Source organism: Clostridium estertheticum (genome assembly GCF_026650985.1).
GTDB lineage: Bacteria > Bacillota > Clostridia > Clostridiales > Clostridiaceae > Clostridium_AD > Clostridium_AD estertheticum_C.
Window position 1 is genome coordinate 2,101,262 of the sequence record NZ_CP086239.1, and the last position, 17,819, is coordinate 2,119,080.

At 28.8% G+C, this 17,819-nt stretch carries 15 protein-coding genes and 1 CRISPR repeat array (1 of these 16 cut by a window edge); of the genes, 2 read left to right on the forward strand and 13 right to left on the reverse strand.

Annotated features, from left to right (window positions below; translation table 11 throughout):
• Positions 1-460: direct repeats of the CRISPR family, unit length 37 nt; unit sequence GTTTCAATCTCCATTGGAGCTTAATGTCTTAAGTAAT; it begins 2,783 nt to the left of the window's first position.
• A gap of 165 nt (positions 461-625) precedes the next feature.
• The 13 genes from cas2 to LL038_RS10270 all read right to left on the reverse strand — a co-directional run bounded on the left by cas2 (position 626) and on the right by LL038_RS10270 (position 15,466).
• Entirely contained in the window at positions 626-898 is a 273-nt protein-coding gene (gene cas2 / locus LL038_RS10210; RefSeq protein WP_216127343.1) for a CRISPR-associated endonuclease Cas2, read from the reverse strand.
• A gap of 17 nt (positions 899-915) precedes the next feature.
• The gene (cas1, locus tag LL038_RS10215) at positions 916-1,914 is read right to left on the reverse strand and encodes a CRISPR-associated endonuclease Cas1 (RefSeq protein ID WP_216127346.1); all 999 of its coding nucleotides are present in this window, start codon (positions 1,912-1,914) and stop codon (positions 916-918) included.
• A 35-nt stretch (positions 1,915-1,949) separates the two neighbouring features.
• On the reverse strand, positions 1,950-2,570 hold the full coding sequence (gene cas4, locus LL038_RS10220; RefSeq protein WP_216127349.1) for a CRISPR-associated protein Cas4: 621 nt from the start codon (positions 2,568-2,570) through the stop codon (positions 1,950-1,952).
• Complete coding sequence (cas6, locus tag LL038_RS10225; protein WP_216127352.1) at positions 2,549-3,310, reverse strand: CRISPR-associated endoribonuclease Cas6; 762 nt, start codon at positions 3,308-3,310, stop codon at positions 2,549-2,551. The genes cas4 and cas6 overlap by 22 nt, the downstream gene beginning before the upstream one ends.
• Before the next feature lie 12 nt (positions 3,311-3,322).
• Complete coding sequence (gene cas3 / locus LL038_RS10230; RefSeq protein ID WP_216127354.1) at positions 3,323-5,674, reverse strand: type I-D CRISPR-associated helicase Cas3'; 2,352 nt, start codon at positions 5,672-5,674, stop codon at positions 3,323-3,325.
• Entirely contained in the window at positions 5,671-6,330 is a 660-nt protein-coding gene (gene cas5d / locus LL038_RS10235) for a type I-D CRISPR-associated protein Cas5/Csc1 (protein WP_216127356.1), read from the reverse strand. The genes cas3 and cas5d overlap by 4 nt, the downstream gene beginning before the upstream one ends.
• Before the next feature lie 2 nt (positions 6,331-6,332).
• Positions 6,333-7,307, reverse strand: coding sequence for a type I-D CRISPR-associated protein Cas7/Csc2 (cas7d, locus tag LL038_RS10240; RefSeq protein ID WP_216127358.1), 975 nt, complete (start codon positions 7,305-7,307; stop codon positions 6,333-6,335).
• 2 nt (positions 7,308-7,309) lie between these two features.
• Positions 7,310-10,108 carry a type I-D CRISPR-associated protein Cas10d/Csc3 gene (cas10d, locus tag LL038_RS10245; RefSeq protein ID WP_216127369.1) on the reverse strand — a complete coding sequence of 933 codons (2,799 nt, stop codon included), beginning with the start codon at positions 10,106-10,108 and terminating at the stop codon, positions 7,310-7,312.
• Positions 10,109-10,510: 402 nt separating this feature from the next.
• Complete coding sequence (locus LL038_RS10250) at positions 10,511-11,488, reverse strand: helix-turn-helix transcriptional regulator (protein ID WP_216127371.1); 978 nt, start codon at positions 11,486-11,488, stop codon at positions 10,511-10,513.
• Between the two features lie 248 nt (positions 11,489-11,736).
• Positions 11,737-13,806 carry a DUF262 and DUF1524 domain-containing protein gene (locus LL038_RS10255; RefSeq protein WP_216127374.1) on the reverse strand — a complete coding sequence of 690 codons (2,070 nt, stop codon included), beginning with the start codon at positions 13,804-13,806 and terminating at the stop codon, positions 11,737-11,739.
• Between the two features lie 542 nt (positions 13,807-14,348).
• Positions 14,349-14,942: a hypothetical protein gene (locus LL038_RS10260; protein WP_216127376.1), complete on the reverse strand. Its 594-nt coding sequence runs from the start codon at positions 14,940-14,942 to the stop codon at positions 14,349-14,351.
• A 17-nt stretch (positions 14,943-14,959) separates the two neighbouring features.
• Positions 14,960-15,145, reverse strand: coding sequence for a hypothetical protein (locus LL038_RS10265; RefSeq protein WP_216127378.1), 186 nt, complete (start codon positions 15,143-15,145; stop codon positions 14,960-14,962).
• 18 nt (positions 15,146-15,163) lie between these two features.
• Positions 15,164-15,466 carry a hypothetical protein gene (locus tag LL038_RS10270; RefSeq protein WP_216127382.1) on the reverse strand — a complete coding sequence of 101 codons (303 nt, stop codon included), beginning with the start codon at positions 15,464-15,466 and terminating at the stop codon, positions 15,164-15,166.
• Between the two features lie 344 nt (positions 15,467-15,810).
• Between LL038_RS10270 and LL038_RS10275 the strand changes: the two genes are divergently transcribed.
• A complete protein-coding gene (locus LL038_RS10275; RefSeq protein ID WP_216127392.1) occupies positions 15,811-16,722 on the forward strand; it encodes a hypothetical protein in 912 nt (303 codons plus the stop codon).
• A gap of 422 nt (positions 16,723-17,144) precedes the next feature.
• On the forward strand, positions 17,145-17,456 hold the full coding sequence (locus tag LL038_RS10280) for a nucleoside triphosphate pyrophosphohydrolase (protein WP_216127394.1): 312 nt from the start codon (positions 17,145-17,147) through the stop codon (positions 17,454-17,456).
• Positions 17,457-17,819 lie beyond the last annotated feature (363 nt).

A 17,819-nucleotide genomic window follows, 5' to 3' on the forward strand; every position in this document is an offset into this window, starting at 1 on the left:
AGCTTAATGTCTTAAGTAATGAATACCAGACTTACTGGCATTTGATAGCATGTTAGTTTCAATCTCCATTGGAGCTTAATGTCTTAAGTAATCCGTAGAATTTATAATCATACACTCTCCATTATCCTCGTTTCAATCTCCATTGGAGCTTAATGTCTTAAGTAATCAGCCTTACCCCCACCACTCAAAGCTACACAACCTAGTTTCAATCTCCATTGGAGCTTAATGTCTTAAGTAATAAAATAAAAAAAGTAGCTTTTACACTACTAATTTTGTTTCAATCTCCATTGGAGCTTAATGTCTTAAGTAATCTTTCTGCAATATGTTCGGGAGTCATAACTAAACAGCTATGTTTCAATCTCCATTGGAGCTTAATGTCTTAAGTAATAATATATCTTATCCCGTTAATGGCATTAAATATAAGTTTCAATCTCCATTGGAGCTTAATGTCTTAAGTAATCGCTCGCGTTTTACCCCTTGAAACCACTGGTTTATAGGCACCTTATTCGCCAAGTATCATTTTCCATTAAATATTTGCACAAGATATTATAGTAATTGCTTCTCAAGTGCCTATTCTAAAGCATCGCCAGGGTACCGGTGTTTTAATTACACATAGGCCTGCGCTTTAATAAATCATATTTGTAACATCAAGTGGAACAAATATACCTCTTCTTATAATTTTAGATTCACAAGATGAACATATAGGATATACCATAATGCTGTCACCCTTCTCAATTTTAATCTTTCTTATTTTATATTCAAGCTCAACATATTTTTTACCATCTAAATCACATTCAAAAACACTGAATTGGTTTCTAGCACCAAAATTTTTCAGCATTTTATGAAGTCTAGTCCTCTTTCTATCATTAACTATATCATAACTAACTAAATATATCATAACATACTCCTTTGCTGTTATCTAATTAAAAAAGGTACATATTCAATTTCTTCCATCAATGCTTTACTGAATAATCTTGCTTGCATATGAAAACATTGTTGATATGTGGTTTTGTACTTAAATAAGGGATGGTATATTTCATCATATTTCTTACCTTCATAGGCTCCAAGAAATTTTTTAATAGCTTTCTTGCTCATTTTTACTTCGCCCAAAACTGTTTCAAAATCATCCAGTTTAAGTATTTTATTATTAACTATGCTAATGACTAACCGATCCACGAACAAAGACCTAAACTCCTCCATCAAATCGAGAGCTAGTGATGGTCTTCCATATCTAAGCCTATGAAGGTATCCTATATTTGGATCGAGTCCTACACTAGATACTGCTGAGGAAATTTCATTTGCAAGCAATACATATCCAAAGCTTAACATAGCATTTATAGGGTCTTTGGGTGGCCTTTTATTACGATTTTCAAAAACAAAATCTCCTTTTATCATTTCAGAAAAAACAGAAAAGTATACGGCGGCGGCTCTTCCTTCTATGCCTCTTATTGAGTCGACGTTATCTTGATCCTCAAGACGTTTTTCCAATCTATTAAGTTCATCTATAGCCTTCTTAAAGGCTTCGCTTTTTGCTTCGCCACGATTGCTTTTCATAAGTGTTGTTCTACTGTTTTTTATTTTACCAGACACAAATATTTTAGCGAATTTAGCAGATCCATTATCTATATCTATGTGATTTTCGTACTGTTTCAATCTCACAATAACATTTTTTGATACTTCACCTTCCATTCTCGCTATAAATTTGCCCCACTCTGTTAAATAACATAAAGTTATCTTATTTTCCGCAAATAACCTTATTGTAGAAGCTGTTACTGTTACTTCTCCAAAAATAACAACCTGCTTTACCTTAAATATAGGTATATCAATTAAGAGCTCTTTGTATTTATATAGCTTTAATCTTTCATCTTCCTTTCTCAATGTAGTGTACTGTTGCGTTACATAAAGAGTACTCATTTTATCATCTCCCAGTATTTTTTCAGAAAAATATATTACTTCTCTCGTGAATTTTTCATAGAATTAAGTATGTTCCTCTCCTTTGGCAAACATATATTATTAATGCTACAATACTTACACCTATTATCGTCTACACCCTGCGGTATCTTCATTGAACTATATAATTTTCTTATATTATCAATTATGCTCATAATTTCTCCTTTAAGTTTATTAGTTATCTTAAATTCCACTCTCTCCTTTGAACCAACATAATAAATATATCCTTTATTTACTGGTCTTTTAAGCTTTTCTTCTAATAGCATAGCTTGCAATGCCATTTGATACTTATCATTTTTCCATAAACCCTTTTTAGCCTTCTTATACTCAACGGGATAGACTTCATCACCATTCTCCTCCACAGTATCAACCTTTAGCACTACACCGTACACATCCGAAATTAGTTTAACACTCTTATATATAACCTTGCCGCGCCTTTCTTCTTCGCCAAACTCGTCTACATTCTCATGAACTTGATCCCCAAGAATAGTATGTACATTGCTTTCAAATTCATTTTGAATATATTCATAGTAACAACGCCTCGGGCAATAAATATAGGTGTTAACAGCACTGGCTTCAATGTAAAAAGAATCCTTATCTATTTCTTCAACACTATACATTGACCCATCCCCATTCCTGTTTTGTAACCTATCCCCACATAGGAGGCTAACGCAAACAATTTTTCTAAGTTTCTCTGGATTTCATTATCTGGAAATTTAACATTTAACGTAACCATTCCTTTAAAACCGGTTATATCAAATTTTCTATATTTAGCTACTTCTGTATTAATGTTAAGCCCCTCTACTACAACATATTTTTCAATTTGATCAATAACCTCTTCTGGTAAAAGTTCATGTTTAAAAATCTCACTATAACTTTTACTTAAACTTTTAAATATCCTTCTAGGACTTGGAAGTGGTGAGTTTACTGGATTTATCCTAAACGCTGTTGGGCTTATAAAATTCATTGTTCCTCTTTTAACTCTACTTGCTTCTAAAACCTCTTCATCTATAATCTTAAAATGGACTTCCTCTATTAGAAGCTCTGCTTCTCCATAATTAACACTACTGTTTTTTTTAATGTATTCCAGCAATCCTTTGTGCATTTCATCACTAAATAAAGCTATATTAACTTTTAATAAAGATTGTTTAGTAAAATATTTAATATTAGAATATTGCTCAGAAAATATAGGAGATATAGAAAATGATTGCTTGCTTTGTTGCCCATGATACTGAGTTGATATTTCCTCATTGTATTCCTTTAATATCTTAAAAAATATGCCGTGCCATATTCTAGCAGTATCAATTGTGTTTTCAATCCTTTGGGTATTTCTAAAACATATATTGTAATAATTTAACATTTTATCCTCCTATTACACTATGAAAAATTCTTCTTTAATACTTTTGCTCCTCATTTTAACAATTTCACTGTCCACACTAATTCCATTAGTTCCTGTTATTATCAAATACTCCTTTTCATTTTCTGGAAATTGAACCTTTAACTTCTGAAGAAATATAGGCTGGTTCTTTATTATTTTTCTAATTTTATATTCTTCTTTTGGTTCCCGTGAAATAGTGTATATCGCTATATAACTTTCTTTGAACGCTTTGGTTATTTTTTCTGGTAAAGCCAATCCTTCTCTTCCTCGAGTTGTATATTCATATCCAACTAAATTAAGATTATTTATAGCTTCAACCTTATTTGTATATTTTTCATCAAAAGCATCCTGCTCACCTTTAAATGAGTACTCCCAAGTAATTTCTATGGCATTTTCTCTTATTCCATTAACTATTATAAAAATATCTATTTTATCTATTCCATTTGCTTCTTCTTCATAATCGCTTAGAGTAATTTTTGCCGCCTTCTCGAAGTCTCTTTTATTTTCATACCAATCTATTTCATAATATTTCATTAAATGAAAAATATCATATACAAACAGCCTATGTTCTTGCCCAAATTTATAATATTTATCAAAAACTAAAGCCGGCTTACTAATATCAGAGCCTCTAAAATTAATTAATGATTTTACTTTAGTTATTTCTGAATTAATATAATGTACTAGCTCTTCCTCAACATCGGCTTTTAAAATTTTTATTTCTTCCTCTGAAAAATCGTCAAGCATCGAGTCATCTACACCCTCTTCTGTATCTTCATCTTGGCAATAATTTTTATAAAAATCAATAAATAACTTATTGTCAATATTTTGAACTACTTCTTTTTTTTCACTTGACTTGTTATATTCATTAATAAATATACATTGCGTCTTGTATTTATTTATTTTTGCAGATAACCCTTTAAAGTTCTCCTTACTCTTTGGTGCAAATACAGATATGATCATATCAAATAAATTTCTTATAATATATTTGTTTTGTTGTGACATCTTCCTATCCATTTCCTTCATTGGAAAACACAATTCTAATATACCCTTAGTTTCTATATATTTTTTCATTATGTTTCGCTCTGGCATACTTTTTCTTATAAGTTCTTTAAGTTCTAATCTTGATATCTCTCCAGTTTTTTCTTCAAAAGATTCATATACCTCATCTGTAACACATATTACAACCTTACTTCTTTCATTTTGAACCTTTTTACCAAGTATTCTTCCAGCTCTCCCAAGCCTTTGTAGTGCCTGATCGCATGTATTAGCTTCAGTTATTACTTCATCAATATTTTGACTTTGTTTATTTTGCTTTTTAAAATTGTACCCTATGTCAACTGTTGGTGTTGCTATTATAAGGTGTTTTGCTACAGCATTTTTTCGCTCATCCGATTTTATTGCACCTGTAATAATACCTATATCATTTTTACTAAACCCACTATTAATAAGCTGATCTTTTAGTTTATTGACTCTATATATTGACTGACTTATAACTACGCAATCATTTTTCAATGGATTATCTTTATACCGCTCACAAACAACTTCATCTAGTGTTTTGTTCGTAACGTATAAATCTAACTCAGAAAGAGTTTTTAATTTTTCATATACCTCGCTTTCTAAATTTTCATTTTCATTTGATATAATCTTATATTCAATACCACCACGTTTCAAATATTGCTCTACCAGTGCATCTGGAGTTGCTGTTAATATACACATTTTTCTTCCATATTTGAAATAATTGAATCCCTTAGATAAAATCATAAAAAAGAGAAAATTAGCTAACTGCTTAGAGTTGTAATAATGAAACTCATCAATTACTATGTAATTAAATTTTTTTATTACAATATCCATTAAATTACCCTTATCATTATTCCCATATAGTGAATAAAAGCAATAATAAAAAATATCTGGATTAACTACTACTATAACTGGTCTTTTACCATCATACTCTATGTTTTCTATTGAAAGTTCCTCCCTAAACTGCAGAGGATTACTTAATACTTCATATAATGTTGCACCTTTTCTACGACCTTCCCGCAATTTCTCTATTACACTAGCATCAATTTTCACAACTATATGAGGCAACTTATTTTTAGAAACAAATTCTTTTATATCCTCTGAATGTTGCCTTAAGAGCTCATTTGTAGGTGCTATAAACAATGTATCTACATTTATATTTTCCTTTAAGTACAATAGAGACGCTATTGTTTTTCCAGCACCTGTTGGATAAGTATTAAATACAACTGAATTGCTTCTGAGTTCATCGAGTGTTCTTTTTTGATGATATAAATAAGGAGAAGAAGGAGCTTTTTTTAAAAACTCCCCTGTTACAGTATAACGTTTCATATATTCCCCCCAAGTTTTACATGACAAGGGTAATAAATTTCCCCTTGCTCTGTTTTTATATGATACATTTCCCCTTCTCCCCTAAGATTTTTTAAAAGAGAAACAGGATGCATGTTTATAAGGTCAAATCCTTTAGCCTTAAAATCTTCACTTAAATCCACTGAGTTAACCAATCCATAGCACTGCTTATCAGCTCTTGTAACATCAAAACTGCATTTTTCATAACTAACCTTGACTTTACCAAGAAATTTACCGAGGCGAATATAACTAACTTTTTTGAGTTCATCCTCAGAAAAGAGCAACCCCTCTGCCTTATTCCCTACGGATAAAGCCTTTATTTTTCCCACTTGTGGATAATTAGCCAAGGCTCTTTCCATCTTGTGATAATACCTATCTGATAAGGCATTAAAAGTAAACAAACTGTATTTAGGTTCTTTTATATACGCTGGTGTAATATACAACCCTTTACTATTGACTAATTTAAAGTCTTCTTCATAACTTATATAATTTTGATCATATTTAGAATTGCACCACCCCATAGCATAAGTAAGCGCATAGTTACCAATAAACGGCTTGGTAGAAAATAAAGTATCTATCTCTTGGCTAGAAAAAAAAACTTCCTCCATAAATTCTAAGGTATATTTGTAAATTTCCATTTCTACTTACCATACTGCGCTGATTGTTCTCTATATAAATCTGCTGCTTTCTCCTCTCCATCCTCTTGGTAAGCACTTTTTATGTACTCGAGCAAAGTATTTAATTCCTCATCATTAAGTTCTGTAACATTACCAAATATACCTTTTTGCAAATCACCAAATGATTTTTTAGCATATTCCTTCACTTTACTTATTTCAAGAGGGAACTCTATTTCCGATGCTGCAGCTAACTTATCATATACACTTTGAGTTAATTCAAGATTGGAAAAAAGCTCACAATCTGAAAAAGCTACCTTTAGTATTACATTATTCATCTTACCTATTCTACTAGATATAGCACCATACCTCTTGCTTCTAAGTATGTTTGATATACCATATATAAATTCAATAAAGGTTACATCTTTAAAAGTTATCATATCCATAAATACTGTCCCCGGCTTAATATATTCATCTTGATTTATTGATGATGAAGCAGTCCCCTTTTCATCTCTCATAGTTCCATTGTCATAAAGGGCATTAAATGTTTTTACACCAGTTACCATATTAAAAGGTAATATAGAATAAGCATTGTCATATATCATTCTTGATTTTTGTGCACCACCATCACCTACCGCAAACCCATTAGTCATGCAATCTAAACATTTTCCACAAGGAGTGTTCTTATTTAAAGCACATATACTCTTATCCTTAGTAGTAAACAGCAAATCGTTAAGCCTTAAATACTCTCTGCCTGTTCTTCTTTCTACTGCACATTGCTTTCTTTTACTTATTATTGCTCTAAAATCATTTGTTTTACTCTCCATTCCAAGTGGAACTCTTTCCTTATTTAACCCCTCACCGGAACCTTCTGTCCTAAAAATGCACTCTGACTTAGCTTCTCTTAATACAGCTACCGTAATATATTTTCCCTCTGGAAAATGTGTATATTTTTCCATAAAATTATTTTCTTTGCCCTTAATTATATCCTCTCTCTTCATAACTAATCTTCACTCCCACTTTTATTTGATTTACTCATTGCTAATCTATAATAATAACTATAAGTTGATAATATGTTTTTCTTCTCATTCTCAAGGTTATATACCTTTCCCCCTAATGTTTCATCTAAAATCTTATTCATAAATAAGTCTACATACTTTTCTATTGCCTCAATTCTTTTCTTACCATAATAAGGATCAACTCTTCTAAAATATTTTTGAATCTCACTTTTACATAAAACTGTTATATCTTCTTTTGTATATATATTCTTATCCCATCTACATAATAGGTCAATTATAATATTTAGCGGTTTATTTATAGAATTATCCTTTATAAATCCACCATTTATACTTCCCTTTATATTATTTTGATTAGCAAATAGAGCTAATTCTTTAATATTTGACACTAATGTCTCACCATCCTCTACATAACTTAAAATGCCATCTACAAAATCTTTAATTTCTTTAATCTTAAAAGTAGGATTATCATATTTGTTTTTTATTTTTTTATAAATGAAATATATAAAATTTGTTTTCCCCTTTGCTAAAGCTTTTAGTGAATCATAAACTATATCTGCTGTTTCTCCCAAGGTCTTAGCTAATGAAAAAAGATTTACAAATAATTTTATTGTATTTAAACATTCTTCTTTCGTCCAACTTTTTTCAAATATATTCCTAAATGGTACAGGAACTTCGCCTACATATATCTCTTCCATTTCACTTTGGTCTAGTATGGGTACTGGAAACTCACTTATAACTATTTTTGAGTCAAAAGATATATTAAACGTTAGTGCATATAACAATGTAGAAATCCATTTTGACGTTTCATTATCCTTTTTAACCAAATGTATAGGCAAAATAAAATAGTTTGTTAATGTTTCTGCATAATTAGGTAGGGCAATACCATTTATCTTAGCTTGTGTAAAAAGTGGTTCTATCTCCTCCACATTTTTGCTAGCTAATGCTACAAATGTACTATATTCATTAAAATAAATTGCACTTATGTCTTTGCTTTTAAATTGATTAATACTCTCTCTAAAAGCCCTGATATATGATTTTGTGTTAAATCCTCTAGGAAGTATACTTAGATATCTCCTGCTTACTTCAACTTTTGAGGCATAGGTAACTTTATGAAGCAAATATTCTATATTGCATATAGAACAAATATTCCTTTTAGGTTCCCTCTCTCCGCCATTTATTTTATTTGAAAAATTTTGTATTTTCAGCTTGTATGGAACATTCGCTGCCATCCAATTACTTGTCTCATATTCACTGCTGCATAAACAGCATTTGCTACTTTTTTTCTCGGAATATTTCCTTAATGCATTCTCCTTTTTAAATGTAATTTTATTATCAAAAGATAGAATTATATTTCGATTAAAATAATCTTTTAAATCAACCCACATTGCATCTTCATCTTTACTCTCTTTACTTGAGATCTTATCTTCTAAATACTTAATAATCCTATTAGTAAGCTCGTCATCCATTCCTTTATAGTCATCATAAATTAGCTGTCCTAAAACGTATGGTCTTATATACAATCCTTCAAAAGCATCTAAATAATCTTTATCTTCCTCTGAAATACTAAAAAACTCATATACTTCAACCCAACTTAGAAGGGGACTTGTACATATGTGATCCTTTAGAAAATTATAAAAGGATCTTATAAATTCCGAAAATCTAAGCTTGTCCTCATTACTTTCTATAAAATATTCTTCCTTAACTTTTCTTTGAAAAATATTTTTCCCTGTCTTTTGTTCCCTTAGTAAACATGCCTTTTCCTTTAATTCCTTCTTAATCTTACTTAAGACCTTCTTATCCGTCGTGCCCTCAATATCCATTTCTAATTTTGATATATTCCCTTCAAGTTCTTGTAATTTTTCATTTGAATATAACTCTGCATATTTCGCAACAATGACTTTAATAATTTCATTCTTTTTGCTAATATCTGGGATCTTAGATTTCTCACATCTAATTTTAATTTCATAGATTATATTTTCTATTGATGTTATACCTAAACATTTTTCATCAACCTTAATACCTGACTGAACGTTATTGATGTAAACTTTAAAATCATTGAAAATCTTACTTTTAATATACTTAACACAATTAGCAACAAGCTTTTCTCTATCTTTTTCGTTAAAAATAATTTCCTTGTCTTCAACTAAATAAAGAACTCCTTCTTTATAATATGCAACATCAACAAATGCTTTTCCTTGCAAAAATTCAACCACAGTATTGTGACATATATTGGTAAGTATACCTCTATCTTCACTTATAGTATGTGATACCAATTTATATTGCTTACCTTTGTATTTCGTTGCATTATTAATGTGATTTAAAAATTGCCTTTTCTTTTCCTGCTCATCCATCGTCTTAGATAGATCTATTACATCCAAGGCCCTAATTATAGAAATTAATATTTCTATTTTTTCATCTCCTAATTTGTATCTTTCTGGACTACAAATTAGATTTTCTGCAAAATAACTGGTATGTGCTGAATGTTGACCTATTATAGCTCTAATGTCCTCTATATATTCCTTATACTCTGGTAAGAAATCTTGAATATTAAATTCTTGACATTCCTTTAAGATATTTGCATATTCACCTTTACTATTTCGCTCTGATATAATTCTCGAATAAGACTTTTCGGAGTGTTCTTCTAACTTATTAAGATCATGTATTGTTATAGCAACCATTAATACTTTTAATTCTAGTTCGTTTAACAGCAAAATATTCTTAACTCCATCCAGTACACCAATCATATCAAGAACATGACTATACAACGTTTGATTTTTTTTCATTCCATATTGAACTATTTTTTTATACTTTTGTAACCCCTTGCTTACTATTTTTTCATAATAATCATTAAATACACTTGTTTCTTTTAATGATGCTAATCTTAATTTAAGCGTTTCTTTTACTTTACTCTTACTAATGGTTTCACCTTCTTTCTTTAATTCTTACTTACCTTTTAATTTTACTAACAATACTTCAATTTACTACTTGCATTACACTTAGCTACAAAATTTAAAATTCATCCCAGCCCTCCCTTGTATTTTTAACCATATTATATTTTATTTTACATATTTGTTTTGCTAATCTCATTATAAACCTACTAAAATAAGGAATGCAATACTAAATGTGTTTAAAGCAAAAGAGCGACATATATATCGTCGCTCTTTTGCCTTCTAACTATTAAATTTTTAATCATACAATGCAATTGCTCTCTTTAACTCTTCTTTTATTGACTCTTTTAACCACTGTGGTTTAATAACTTTAGCTTCACCACCAAAGCTTAAAATCCACTTTTTAAATTCTATCTCCGAAGATGTAGTTCCCGTAAATACGATAGAACAACTGTCCCTCTCAATTATTTGCTGATTCTCACACCATTTTCTTTCTTTAATATTATTAACTGACATACCACAAAATAATATTTCAAAACCAAAAGGTTCTTTTGATCTTTCAACTTCCCATGTATATTTATAATATTCTTTTAGATTGAAGTCTTCTGCAATACAATAATATAAATCTTCGATATAACATTCAGTAATTCTATCTATCCTAAACATGAGCTCTTTATTTGCATTATGACAATAGGCATTTATATAATAAGTTTCCTTAGCTAAACAAAATCCATAAATATCTATTACCCTATAATTATTCTCTTTCCTAGACTTGTATTTAATTTTAACGCTACGCCTTTTACTAAAAGCTTCAAGTAACAGCATAAATATTGCATAACTACTATAACTTTTAGCTGTTATAATCTCATACCTTCTTATAACCACAAGATTTTCCTTTATACTGTCCAATAACTCCTTATCTCTTGGAGATACAAGTTCTTCTATCTGATTAAGCATATCATTTACAAGTTTTAAATCCCTACCAAATGCACTAAAGGATATCAATGAAATATAAAGCAAATTTATTTTTTCCTTAGATAAATAAAATGGTAAATATCCATCATCCGTATTTAGATAATATTGCGATACCGCTCTCCTTAAAGGCAAATCACTATCTTCTATTTCTTTTACATACCTTTCACAGGTTCTTTGATCTTTCCCAACTAACTCTGCCATTTCCTTTGTTGTAAGTTTTTTACCTTTTAATAATTCGTATATAATATAAGTTATAGCATTTCTTTTTTCTGTTCTACTTGATGTTTTTTTATTACCCATTTCTTCACCCTCTATTCACGTTTTCAAAATAATTTATTAGTAACTTACATCAAGAGAATAGATAACAATTGAAAATCAGACCAAATACACTCCAAATTAATAATACTAACTAAATCAATATTGATAGTATTCTTATAAGTTAAATTACGGGTATCTAGTATATAATTAGAAATTGCATTAAATAATTTTATGGAGGTTGTATTTCCATAGATTAGGTTAATTTTTTCTTTTTTATATTTGTTTTTAGATTAATCAATTTGTTTGTTATAGGACTGAATAATAATATCCATAACATCATTTAATTGTCTTACATTTTCTAAATGCACTTCTATATCCCCATTCCCCCACCTTCCTTTGTCTGTAACATCTTTACACAGGCCTTTCGGGTCATTAACCTCATTGAATTTCATGTTAATTGAAATTCTTAGTCTAGCCTTTTGTGGCACTATATCAGCAAAATTAGTATCTGCTTTATAAGCAATATATAATTTTTTAAATTCTCTTTTTACGTTTGAAGAAATATTAAGAATTCTCTTGTTAAATATAGTAAACAATTCAAGCATATCTCCTACTAAATAATCGTAATCTTCTAATTTATATTCGGATGTAGCCTTATCTTCTGGAATTAATTCTATCAATTCATTTTCAGTAAGCTCTGGATATTTCCATATTTTTTTAGCTATATCACATAATTCATTTGCTCTTTCAGTGATTCTACTTTCATTCCATGTTGTTTGTTTAACAACATAGCTATTTATTCTTAATGCACTTTCTTTAAATCCACCTGCTATTTCTAATTTTTTAACAAATGGATAATCAGACATCTCGGAATTATATGCTGTTAATGTAAGATTACCAATGGAATGTAAATATGTCTTTTGTACCTCCTGCCAATTCTCACCAAGCTCTTGTTTCCATTCAGGTAATGGGTTTTTATTCTGTGGCATAATGTGTTCAATCGTATAATTTTCTATATTAATTGGAGCCTTGTTGTTTATATTTTCCAGTTTACTAAAGATATAATTACGAATTCGCATATTGTAGACATCTTTAATAATGAAATCACTTTTAAATCCTTCATTGTCAGGAAATAATTTATAAGAATCCAACATAATCATATATGCCTTTACTGAATTTAAATATTTATCAGGATTAATTTTATTTGCCATTATCGTAAATGTTTTATTTAATGAATTTGTTGGTATTCCTGCAATAGCCCTTCTAAATACATAGCTTTCACAGCATTTAAGCATTTCAATGAATTCTTCTTTAGTTATTACATTCGATTCATAATCTGCATATACCTTTAATAAAAATGGAAAAGCAACTTCCATCTGTAACTGCCTAATGTCATTAAAAATAGTATCTAATTGTTTATCCCCGCTCTTTGCATAATACATATTTGTATAGTATTTAGCATATGTATATAATTCTTTACAAAATTCAACTACATTTCCTTTGTATTTATCTCTATGATAATGCTTAAATTCTTCATATACCTTTGAAAAATTAGGAATTTTCCCATTACTAAATGTCAAATAATCTCTAAAGAATTTATCCATAAGGGGTGTTTGCTTCTCGTAATTAAATAACTTTTCCATCAACGACCAATAATTTTCATAGATATTATGCTGCATTTCTGGCTCTAATCCCATCAAAATATAATTTCTAATTAAATCAGATTGATATAGGTCCATACCCGTACTATTCAAACTTTCAAAAATCAACTGTGCATCATCCACTGCTCTATCCAAAGTAATATTTACTATCTGTAATTTAGCTACACCCTCTTGTATTTGTTGAGAGCTTAATTTCTGCTCTGCAATTTTACCTACGAAAAATTTGTAATTATCAATAATTCTTGATGCATTAATGCCATCTAAAGGACTACGTTCTATTAATTTGATAAGTGCAGGCCTATCAGTCTGTGTTAATAACATCTTATATTTTCCTTCACCAGTAGCATAATCGTTCTGAATACACATGCCATTAATTTCTTTTGGATTAATAGATTTGTCTTCTATATGTTCAAATCCAAAATCTCTTAATGCTATTAATAACAATGTAAGTGTAGTCATTCTTTGTTGACCGTCTATGATCATAAATTTCTGTATACCTGTTGGCATTGCCTGTTCAGCTATATTTACAATGGAACCAACGAAATGTCCTGTTCTACTCTGCTGTTGCATTTCAACAATATCATCCCATAGTCTTTGGCATTGTTCTTGTTCCCAACTATATTTTCGTTGGTAAACCGGAATAATAAATTGCTTAGCTCCGTTTAAAATTGAGTTTATATTTCCTTTTATAGCATCCATAACTATTCTCCTTCATCAAACTTTGATTCTATTTCATCAAATACATTACACTGGAACTCCAATCATATATATAACAATAGGTTACATACTTTTATATTTTTATAATCATTAACATATAATCTATTTATTTTTCTTATTCTATTTTAATATTTATATTCCTTTATTTTTTCATCTTTTGCTACAATATTTTCTATGACGTGTTTTATATTAAAATGTTACTCTATTATTAAAAATAAGCAACTAATAAAAACAGTACTTCACCTAGGTGAAGTATTCCCATAGTTTATTTTACTGATATTCTAAGATCTATATTGGATCCACTTAAAAGTATTAAGCTCATATCTTTTCTCAGTATCACCAAGTAAACCATTATATATAGATACAATTTTATATTAGAATATTAGATTACCTGAAATTTTTCTAAATTCTATTAATAATAAATAACCGCTCATCCTAACTATTGATTATTCATTATTTGATAGGATTATGTATAAAAAAAACACCCTCAATTAATGATGGTGTACATTTAATACTTTAAATATTTACTCTTCTGGTATATCTTTAATTATATCTTGAAATGTTTTATATTCTTTCCACATATCTAATTTTTGTCCATCCGAAAATTTACAGACCACTTCTAATGTATGATTTTCTTTTTTCATTTTACTAAGTAATTTTATATCTTCCTCTAATCTACTAATATTTAAAGATAAACTCTTAGCAACATTATCAACACCGATATATGATGCTTTAGACGTTAAAGATTTAAAACTTGTATTTTTAGAAATATCCATAAATAATCTATAATCAGACCTGGCGTAACTTTTTTTACTTTGTACGCTAATCGTAATAGCATAAAAACTAGTAACATATAAATCTACACTATAGTTACCAACCTTCGCTGTTATAGTATCAGTATCACCTTTGTGTGATATATCTGTTTTAAATTCTAATTTATTAAAAAATTCAATAAATTCGTCAATTAATGTTTTTTTCATATTTTCTTTTAAGCATTTTATTTTACTTTCCAAAAAAACTTCTTTGAAAAGTATAGCACATTGACTATCTAACTCTTTAACTTTCTCTGATAATTCATCAGTATTACACTCTCTTTTAACAATATCTTCAAAATTCATACTTTATCACTCCTATTCTATATAATATCAATTCCCAATTCATTTTCATCGGCATTAAAACTTGAAAATGAGATTTTATAAGTTTTTTTTTCAATACAAACTTTACCACTTAAAAATATTGCATTTATTTCAGCAGTATTATAATGTTTACATATTGTCTCCATTCCACCATCTAAGTAAAAACGAACTTTTACAGTATCCATAATGTACCCCCCTAATATCTATTCTGAAATATATAATATTTTATTAATTGCATTTATATTGTTAGTATATCTAATACTTATTGTTTCAGTAACACCATCTTTTTCTAATTCATATATACATTCAGAACCACCATATGCTCGGTTCTTAACTATATAATCATCCAATAATAATGCCTTAACTTTTTCATAATTTTCTTTATCGCTATTAATCATTTGCCTTCGATAAACATCATTGTCTAGCTCTTCACTTCTTTCTTTATTTCCCATAATAGATTGTACAGCTGGAGAACAATTTTTATATTTAAAATAGCTATTTCCCATTTTATAAACCCCCTCTTTCTTTCAATTTTGTATAATATCATTATACACTTAACTTCCACAATATTCTGTCGAATAAGAAGGAATACTAAATTTTTACTGTGGGTTAAAAATATACTAACCATAGAGAATAATTCACTGAAAGGGTAATTAAACAAATTTAGCATGACAATATTCTATACAAAATTACATCATTTTCAATACCTGTTGCCTCATCTTATATTCATTGTTACCTTAGCGCTCTATAATCCAAGTTTAGTTAATTTCATTAATGAAGAGGATTTTACAACTTTATATAGAATTAAACAAATATCATCATTTTATGATTGTTTGGAGGAAATATACAAATGAATATTGATCAATATTACAAAAATTTAGTAAATAAAAAGATAGAGAATAAGATAAACAATAAAATTATAATAGATATTTTTACATTTACCATATGTTTAGGTTTGTTAATAATAGCTTTAATATCAATGATTATATATTCTGTCATGTTTTTATTAAAATATAAAGTTATTTCAGTTTCAGTTTATTTTGTCATGTTATTTATTTTTATTATACCATCTATAATTGCTTTATCAGTAATTGATTCAATTGATATTTTAAAAGACCTATCATTAAATGATAAAACATTTGCATATATTTACTTTTTCAATACAAAAGTAAATCGCATTAATGAAAATGGAATATTTAAATATTTATATTTTATAGATATAACATTTGCTAGGAGATATGTAAACCTAAACTTAAGCAAAATCCGAGATAATCTTTCTAGTTTATTTATTTACACAGATGAAGACAGCATAATAAAATCAAATTTAATTCAAAGGATTAGAGTAGTATTATCCTCAAAGACAATTTTTTTAATTAAAAAAGATAAAAAGCAATTAATCTTAGACCTGCTTGATTGTTTGCTTAATTTATATGGTATAGTCCTAACACTTATAGCTAATAACTTGTTAACAGAATTAGAAAAAAAGTCTCAATTAGCGATTGAGAAAAAACTATTAAGTTTATTATCAGAAATAGAAACACTAGCATTACCTACTAATAAAAATAAAAATATAATTGAAATTATTTCAAAATTAATTAAAAATAAATATTTTATTTTAGGTGTTTTATTAATGCTTACTTTAATCATTATATATTCAAAAGTTATTTCTGGTAAATCAATTGAGTTTATATCTTTGTTTGGTACACTAATTACCATTTGGTTATTTTTAATAAGTAATAATCAAAATAAACCTAAAGAATAAAATTTTCTAATGAATTTCAAGAATTTCTAAAATGTGCTTAAAATCTAACTTACTTTTTAAATATAAATAAAGATACAAATATATTATGTAATATTTAAAATCCTTTTAAAAATCAAATTTATAAATGGCTTCTAACATTATAATTTTCAGTACATCAAGACATCATAATTCTGCTGAAAATCTTCTAAAAATTTTTAAAATAATATGTTGTAAGAGTATCAACGCTTCAAGCAAATCAGTTTTATAAATAGTCTTGTAACCAAGTAAATTCAAGGGCTACAACATTCTTTAACGACTTTACATAATTAGTATTAATCAATAGAATATTGGACTCAAAGTCCAGCGTTATCCATACCATGCTTTCTTCATTCCCACCTCCCATGTTATAATACTCTCATACTGTCACCCAAGGAGGTCCCCCCATGAAAACATACAACAAATTAGTCCGCGACAAAATCCCTGAAATCATCAAAACTGCAGGTAAAAGCTTTGATATCCACTATGCTAAAAAAGAAGATATTTCACCCTTACTTGAAACCAAATTAAATGAGGAAGTATCTGAATATCTAGAAGCTAAAAACTTAGAAGAACTTGCTGATGTTATGGAAGTTTTATTTGGACTTGCAAATGCTCTTGGATATTCCGAGGAAGATCTAATTAACAATAGAAATGAAAAGAAAGAAGAAAGAGGCGGCTTTGAAACAGGCATAGTACTCGAAAAAGTTTACGAATAGACAAAGCCCTTCATAGTTTTTCTCTATAAAGGGCTTTGTTTTTATATCTAATTTTCTAACTTCTCAAGTCTTTCCTTATAAGCAAACATAAACTTCCAGTTTCTGTTAGGACCTCCGAGGTCGTAGTAAAAACTGGAGGTTTTTACTTTCTACTTTCGTTTCGGCTCGTTTGCTCCCCGCCCTACGCTTAAACCTAATGTTACCACTTCGGCTCCAAGGACTAGGTATAGGTAGTTGGTTAAACCTTACCTAATAGGATTTCCCTACTGTATGTTAATAGCTTACTAATGAAAATAGAATTACTTCCATTTTCAAGAGGAAACAACACGCATTAGCGTGTTGTTTCCTAGCTCGCACCATATT

Coding starts and splice junctions, on each gene's coding strand:
- LL038_RS10250 (WP_216127371.1), bottom strand. CDS start 11,488: ATGGGTAATAAAAAAACATCAAGTAGAACAGAAAAAAGAAATGCTATA.
- LL038_RS10270 (WP_216127382.1), bottom strand. CDS start 15,466: ATGGGAAATAGCTATTTTAAATATAAAAATTGTTCTCCAGCTGTACAA.
- LL038_RS10275 (WP_216127392.1), top strand. CDS start 15,811: ATGAATATTGATCAATATTACAAAAATTTAGTAAATAAAAAGATAGAG.
- cas3 (WP_216127354.1), bottom strand. CDS start 5,674: ATGAAACGTTATACTGTAACAGGGGAGTTTTTAAAAAAAGCTCCTTCT.
- LL038_RS10260 (WP_216127376.1), bottom strand. CDS start 14,942: ATGAATTTTGAAGATATTGTTAAAAGAGAGTGTAATACTGATGAATTA.
- cas2 (WP_216127343.1), bottom strand. CDS start 898: ATGATATATTTAGTTAGTTATGATATAGTTAATGATAGAAAGAGGACT.
- cas10d (WP_216127369.1), bottom strand. CDS start 10,108: ATGAAAAAAAATCAAACGTTGTATAGTCATGTTCTTGATATGATTGGT.
- LL038_RS10265 (WP_216127378.1), bottom strand. CDS start 15,145: ATGGATACTGTAAAAGTTCGTTTTTACTTAGATGGTGGAATGGAGACA.
- cas4 (WP_216127349.1), bottom strand. CDS start 2,570: ATGTATAGTGTTGAAGAAATAGATAAGGATTCTTTTTACATTGAAGCC.
- LL038_RS10255 (WP_216127374.1), bottom strand. CDS start 13,806: ATGGATGCTATAAAAGGAAATATAAACTCAATTTTAAACGGAGCTAAG.
- cas7d (WP_216127358.1), bottom strand. CDS start 7,307: ATGAAGAGAGAGGATATAATTAAGGGCAAAGAAAATAATTTTATGGAA.
- cas1 (WP_216127346.1), bottom strand. CDS start 1,914: ATGAGTACTCTTTATGTAACGCAACAGTACACTACATTGAGAAAGGAA.
- LL038_RS10280 (WP_216127394.1), top strand. CDS start 17,145: ATGAAAACATACAACAAATTAGTCCGCGACAAAATCCCTGAAATCATC.
- cas6 (WP_216127352.1), bottom strand. CDS start 3,310: ATGTTAAATTATTACAATATATGTTTTAGAAATACCCAAAGGATTGAA.
- cas5d (WP_216127356.1), bottom strand. CDS start 6,330: ATGGAAATTTACAAATATACCTTAGAATTTATGGAGGAAGTTTTTTTT.